The organism is Terriglobia bacterium (assembly GCA_036496425.1).
In the GTDB taxonomy this organism is placed as follows: Bacteria; Acidobacteriota; Terriglobia; order 20CM-2-55-15; family 20CM-2-55-15; genus 20CM-2-55-15.
The window spans coordinates 1-5,434 of record DASXLG010000046.1 but is presented as its reverse complement, the minus strand read 5'-3'; the positions used below and the strand labels follow the sequence as shown (position 1 = coordinate 5,434).

The window sequence follows — 5,434 nt, the reverse complement described above, 5'->3', positions numbered from 1 at the left end:
CGGCGCCTGAACCCAGCCGGACGCCGTTGCTGCTGATACTGCCCGGCAGCACGATGATCAGATTGCTTCCGATGCTCCGGATCTGGTCCTGTATCCGCTCGGTTGCTCCGGACCCGACCCCGACCATCGCGATCACGGCCGCAACGCCGATGATGATACCGAGCATGGTAAGGGCGGAACGCATGCGATTCACCTTCAGCGCCCGGAGTGCGATCCGGTTACTGGCGACAATTCGATTCATGGCTGTTGTCCTTTCTATGTCTCGACCGGTGCCAGCATCAGCTCCTCGGCGGCATCGCGCGGATCGTGGCGCTCGTCGAGTTGCAGCCTTCCATCCCTGAAATGGATATTCCTGGAGCTGTAGGCGGCGATTTCGGAATCATGCGTCACCATAATGACGGTGATCCCCTGCTCGCGATTCAGCTTCTGCAGAATGGCGATGATTTCCAGACCTGTCCGGGAATCGAGCGCACCCGTCGGTTCGTCTGCCAGAACAATACTGGGGTTGTTGACCAGGGCGCGCGCGATCGCGACCCGCTGCTGCTGGCCTCCGGAAAGCTGGCTGGGCTGGTGGTCTTCGCGGCCGGCCAGTCCGACAGCGAGTAATGCTTTTGCCGCACGTTGGTGGCGTTCGTGGTCCGGAACATCCGCGTACATCAAAGGTAATTCGACATTTTCCAACGCGTTCGTACGCGCCAGCAGGTTGAATTGCTGGAACACGAATCCGATTTTCCGGTTACGGATCTCGGCAAGTTCATCGCGTTGTAACTGTGCCACGCTGATGCCGTCGAGTATGTATGTTCCGGAAGTCGGCTTATCGAGGCAGCCGAGAATATTCATCAGCGTCGACTTGCCGGAACCGGATGGTCCCATGATCGAAACGAAGTCGCCGCGCCCGATCTCGAACGAGATGCCTTTGAGCACATGTACCGGCACCTCGCCGAGTCTGTAGTCTTTCACCAGGTCTTTGATTTCGATTATCGATGCCATGCGTCACATCCCTTTCTCCTGCTTAAAAGCTTGGTCCGCGGCCACGCCCTGTTCCCGGCTGCGGAGTGGAGTTCGAAGCCGGCGAACGGTCGGCATTGCCGGACGCCGCGACGATCACGCGATCACCGTCTTTGAGGTTTCCTCCCGTAATTTCAGTGAATGTTCCGTCGGTTTCTCCCGTGATGACAGCGACCCGTTGCTCGTGCCCGTTCGCATCCAGGATCCAAACCGCCTTCTCCGGCAGTGCGCCTTTACTCGCTTTCGAGGCACCCGCCGCGGCAGTGTCCGATGCGGGGTGATAGCGCAACGCCGCATTCGGAACTCTCAGAACGTCCTTTCGCTGGCTGACCAGAATCTTCACGTTCGCGGTCATACCGGGGAATAGCGCCAGATCTTCATTCGAAACGCCGATAACGGCGTCATAGGTGATCACGTTGGCCACGTTGATCGGCGCCTTTCGAATCGACGTCACCGCACCCGTGAAGGTGCGGCCAGGATAAGCGTCCACTGTAAATGTTGCCGGCTGGCCCGCCTGAATGTGGCCGACATCCGCCTCGGAAACATTGGTATCCACCTGCATCTTCGTCAGGTCTTGTGCAATCTGAAACAGAGTCGGCGCCGCGAGGCTCGCCGCAACGGTTTGCCCGACATCTACATTTCGTGCGACGACCACCCCGTCCAAAGGTGCGATGATCTTTGTGTGTTCCAGGTCGAGCTGCGCTGCCTGGAGCGCGGCCGTATTTTGCTTAACCTGCGCTTCATTCGTTGCCATCAGGGATTTCGCGACGTTCATCTGGGCCTGCGCGGCCTTGACGCCTTCCTCTGCGGCGTGCTGCTGCGCGACGACGGCATCCACGTCGGCTACCGCGGACTTGTAGGTCGTCTGTGCCGTCTCCAGGTCCTCCCTTGAATCGGAACCTTCGGCAACCATCGCAACCCGGCGATCGGCTTTGCTCTTCGCGTCGGCTGCCGCAGCCTGCGCCTTGACGACATTTGCTTTTGCAGCGGCCAGCGAAGACGTCACGGACTGAATGTTCGCCATGGCCTGCTGTTCCACCGCCTCAGCATTCGCGACGGACCCGCGGGCGGCCTCGAGGCTTGCCTGAGCCTGATCCACTTTTGCCTGAAACGGGGCGGGATCGATGCGGGCGATCAGCTGGCCTTTCGTCACCCTGGTGTTGAAGTCCGCGAATAGATCCACAACTGTGCCGGATACCTGTGACCCCACTTGAACATTAACCACGGCATTTGGATTTCCGGTGGCGGAGACCGCAACGTTCACGTCTCCATGTTGTACGGCGGCCGTACGATATTGAACGTCGCGGCCTCTGAACGACCAGGCTCCGAGCGCGACCATCACACCAGCCGCAGCGACTAAGATCAGAATGATTTTGCTTTTCCTGCTCATACCTGTGTAGACGGGGCCCGAGTAAAGGGCGGATTCAGCCCGTGTGAAGCTTCTGTTAAGGCTGGTCCGCGATTGTTAAGGAAATGTAATGCCGCAAAAGTGGGGTTAAGATGAAATCGTGGTCTCCGATCCGTCCGAGGCACAACGAACTTCCATTCTTGTCGTCGATGACGACAGGAAGCTCTGCCGGCTGATCAAGGATTACCTCGAGCCTCTCGGCTACGAGGTTGCCACGGCAAACGCCGGCAAAGAGGGCCTGGAAAAGGCGCTCTCGGGAAAGTTCGATGCTGTCATTCTCGACCTGATGATGCCCGAAATGGATGGGCTGGAGGTGCTCCGGCGGCTGCGCGCCGCGTCGGCCGTCCCCGTTCTGATGCTCACCGGCCTGGGTGAAGAAGCGGATCGCATTGTCGGGCTGGAAATGGGTGCTGATGATTACTTGCCGAAGACCTTCTCGACGCGCGAATTGCTGGCGCGGTTGCGCGCCGTAATCCGGCGATCGCGAGTAACCGCGGAGCGAAGCGTCCCGGCTCATGAAACCAAGGAAGAAGCGCCTGTCGTCGTTGGCAGCCTCCGCATCGAACCGTTATCGCGCAACGTGACGCTCGGCGGCGTGCCTGTTTCGCTGACAGCAGTGGAGTTCGACCTTCTGATAGCCCTGGCCCGCTCGCCCGGCCGGGTGAAATCGCGCGAGCAGCTTTTGCTGGAGGTGGCCGACCGGGATTTCGAGGCCTTCGATCGATCCATCGACGTCCACATTTCGTCTCTCCGGCGGAAACTCGGAGATGACGCAAAATCACCGCGCTGGGTGCAGACCGTGCGCTCCGTTGGATATCGATTGATGCAGCCCGAACCGGAGGCGCCGCAATGAAGCCGGCAATGTCGCTGGCCTCGAAAATCACACTCCTGACGCTGCTGACGCTTGTGTTGCTGACCGCCTTCTTTCTTATCTTTGCAGCCGCCCAGTTCCGCATCAGTCCGACGAATTTCATCGTGGCGCCGACGCTGAATCACCTCACGTCGGTTGCCGGCGATGTTGCCCAGGATCTTGCCGAAACGCCGGCTGGATCGCGGATCGAGTTGCTCTCGCGCCTCTCGGAAGAATATGGAGTCGAGTTTTATCTGGTTGATGTCGACGGCAACAGCTTGACGGGAGTCCCCGCCGATCTGCCCCAGGCTATTCGCACAGAAATCAGCCAGAGGATTCAACGGGTGCGCGACGACGCCGCGCGAAGGGCTGGAGTATCCGGTCGAGCTGGACCTGCCGGCGTTGTAATCGGCCCCTGGCGTGTGGACGCGATATTCCGGAAAAAAACCGGCTCCCCGTCAGAATATTGGGTCGGCGTGCCGATTCGTGTTCGCAGCGCCGAAAACCCGGAGCCTTCTACCGGATTTCTGGTGCTGAGGTCGGATTCCATTATAGGAAATGAGTTTTTCTTCGATCCGAAACCCTGGGTTGCGCTGACACTGGCATTGACGCTTGTTTTCGTCATCATCTGGTTGCCATGGATTCGCCGTTTGACGGGCGCGATTTCGGCGATGAAAAATGCGACCAGCCGGATTGCGGAGGGGCAGTTCGAAATCCAACTGAAGGTCGAACGTTCGGATGAAGTCGGACATCTCGCCTCGTCGATCAATCGCATGAGCACACAGCTCGCTCACTTCGTGAAAGGACAGAAGCGGTTCCTCGCGGATGTCGCGCATGAGTTGTGCGCTCCGACGGCCAGGATGCAGGTTGCGCTCGGCATCCTCGAACAACGCGCCGGTTCAGACACCCGCGAGTATGTGGAGGACATCACCGGCGACGTTCGACATATGTCAGAGCTGATCAATGAGCTGCTGTCGTTTTCGAAAACCGGGATGCTGACCCCGAACGTGGAATTAACACGCGTGGATGTCGGACACACGGTCCGGCGGGTCGTGGAACTGGAAAAGACGCCGGACACGGTCATCGAAACTTCCGTGCCGAAGGACCTCGCGGTCCTGGCAGACTCCGATTATCTGTTTCGTGCTCTTTCGAATCTCGTTCGCAACGCGATTCGCTATGCGGGCCAGTGCGGCCCGATTTCGGTTTCGGCCCACAGCGAGAACAGCGAAGCGGTGATCACCGTTGCCGATCATGGACCCGGCGTACCGGACACCGCGCTCGATGATGTCTTTACGCCATTCTTCCGGCTCGACGCCTCACGCAGCAGGGATTCCGGCGGAACAGGCCTCGGCCTCGCAATTGTGAAAACCTGCGTCGAAGCCTGCAAAGGGAGCGTCCTTGCCCGGAATCGCCGGCCCGCCGGGCTTGAAGTGGAAATCCGCCTGAAGATGGCAGCAACCTAGCTTAGCCCTCACTCATGACGCAGCGTTTGAGCCGGATCGAGCTTCGCGATCCGGCGCGCGGGCACAAGACTGGCGAGCGCAGCGACCGCCATTACGCCGGCGGCGGCAGCGATGTAGGTCGATGGATCGTAGGCCGTGATTCCATACAGCATTCCCTCGAGAAACCGCGTTCCGGCCCGCGCCAAACCAAGACCGATAATGACGCCGGCTCCCGCGCAAACAATCCCGGACATGGCGCAGTTGCGAATGGCCCGGCCGGCTGTGGAGCCCAGCGCCAGCCGGATGCCAAACTCGCGGGTGCGCTCGGCAACGGAGTTCGAGATCATTGCGAATGTCCCGGCCGTCGAGAGCAGGAGGCAGAGCCCTGCCGCGATCTCGAGCAGGACCGCCGTGAATCGCTGCAACGCCAGCGAGTGAACATTGATTTCGTCCAACGATCTGAAATTCGCGATCGGAAGCGATGGATCCACGCTGACCACGGCCGCGGCGATCTGCTTTTGCAACGTCGCAGGCGGCAGAGATGTCCGGACAATCCAGCTGGGCGATGCAGCCGTCAAGCCTGCGGGACCGGGCTGCGCCGCCGGGATATAGACTGTTGGAATACGTCCCATCGGGCCGAAACTGCCCCAGCCCGCCTGTTGAAGAACGTCGCCGGCAATGCCAACGATTTCGCGGGCCTCGCCTAAAATGCGCAGCCGCGAGCCG

At 59.9% G+C, this 5,434-nt stretch carries 6 protein-coding genes; 2 read left to right on the top strand and 4 right to left on the bottom strand.

The window, feature by feature from the left end; all coding sequences use genetic code 11:
- The 3 genes from VGK48_03440 to VGK48_03430 form a co-directional block, all read right to left on the bottom strand.
- Positions 1-241 (bottom strand): ABC transporter permease (locus VGK48_03440; protein ID HEY2380216.1); only part of this gene is annotated, 241 nt, incomplete at its 3' end.
- A 14-nt stretch (positions 242-255) separates the two neighbouring features.
- Positions 256-990: an ABC transporter ATP-binding protein gene (locus tag VGK48_03435; protein HEY2380215.1), complete on the bottom strand. Its 735-nt coding sequence runs from the start codon at positions 988-990 to the stop codon at positions 256-258.
- A 22-nt stretch (positions 991-1,012) separates the two neighbouring features.
- A complete protein-coding gene (locus VGK48_03430) occupies positions 1,013-2,398 on the bottom strand; it encodes an efflux RND transporter periplasmic adaptor subunit (protein HEY2380214.1) in 1,386 nt (461 codons plus the stop codon).
- 115 nt (positions 2,399-2,513) lie between these two features.
- On the opposite strand from VGK48_03430, the gene VGK48_03425 reads away from it, so the two are divergent.
- The gene (locus tag VGK48_03425) at positions 2,514-3,269 is read left to right on the top strand and encodes a response regulator transcription factor (GenBank protein HEY2380213.1); all 756 of its coding nucleotides are present in this window, start codon (positions 2,514-2,516) and stop codon (positions 3,267-3,269) included.
- Positions 3,266-4,729 carry a HAMP domain-containing sensor histidine kinase gene (locus VGK48_03420; protein HEY2380212.1) on the top strand — a complete coding sequence of 488 codons (1,464 nt, stop codon included), beginning with the start codon at positions 3,266-3,268 and terminating at the stop codon, positions 4,727-4,729. Before VGK48_03425 ends, VGK48_03420 begins: the two co-directional genes overlap by 4 nt.
- 8 nt (positions 4,730-4,737) lie before the next feature.
- On the opposite strand, the gene VGK48_03415 is transcribed toward VGK48_03420, so the two are convergent.
- Positions 4,738-5,434, bottom strand: a 697-nt coding sequence (locus VGK48_03415) for an FtsX-like permease family protein (GenBank protein HEY2380211.1), incomplete at its 5' end; no start/stop codon positions are given.